Raw genomic sequence first — 798 nt, 5'->3', positions numbered from 1 at the left:
CAGGGGTTACGCATGAAAGACGCCTGTGAGGATTTGCTCCATGTATTGGTTGTTCCACGCTGCCATTTTCCGTCTTCCTTTCAGGCTGGCCTTTGAGGACTGATGACGACGGACGAGGTTGATCGCGATTTTCCGAAGCAGTGCGAAATTTCGGACGGCGGTGCGATCTCGAATGCGGCAGTGATCTTCGTTGAAGGTCACGTCGAGCACCCAGTGTAGGCCATTCTCGATCTGCCAATGCCGACGGATGGCTTTCGCCAGGACGTCCGGCGGCTCCATGCTGCTGGAAAGGAAGTAGCGAATTTCGGCATCGGTCTTGTCGGACCCCTTGACGCTGCGAATGGTCTCCACGGCCAGAACGCTCTTCAAGCCGGGCCAATTGCGAAGTGGTTCCAGGGCCAGGGCATCCGGGCAGAGGAAGACGCGGCGCCGGACCAGGCGGCCATGACCATCATCGAATTCGTCATGGGCCGCCTGCTGGGTGGCCAAGGGCCCGAAGCAGGTCGTGTCGCACAGCGCCCGGACGGCGCTGTGCTTCTTCCCGTGGTTTGCCTTCAGCGTGACGAGATAGTCAGCTTCTTTCTCGAGGATCTTGGACGCGATCGCGGTTTGGCATCCCATCGCATCCAGGGTGACGATCGCCCCCTTGACGTCCAGCACGTCCAGCAGTTCCGGGATCGCGGTGATCTCGTTGGACTTGTCTCCGACCTGGCGCTGGCCGAGCACCAGATTTCGATCGCAGGCCCACGCGCTGATCACGTGCAGCGGTCCCTGCGTCCGACCACGATCGAAAGAGCC

1 protein-coding gene is annotated in these 798 nt (G+C 60.7%); it reads right to left on the bottom strand.

All coding sequences use genetic code 11. From position 1 onward, the window contains the following. Window positions 1–6 precede the first annotated feature (6 nt). Window positions 7–798: ISAs1 family transposase (locus tag M8523_RS36425; RefSeq protein WP_282589664.1), on the bottom strand; the 792-nt coding region annotated here is incomplete at its 5' end.

The sequence above is a fragment of the Lichenifustis flavocetrariae genome (genome assembly GCF_026130545.1).
Taxonomy (GTDB): Bacteria; Pseudomonadota; Alphaproteobacteria; order Rhizobiales; family Beijerinckiaceae; genus Lichenihabitans; species Lichenihabitans flavocetrariae.
Note: the sequence above shows the minus strand (reverse complement) of the source record. Positions and strands in the feature narration are given on the sequence as shown.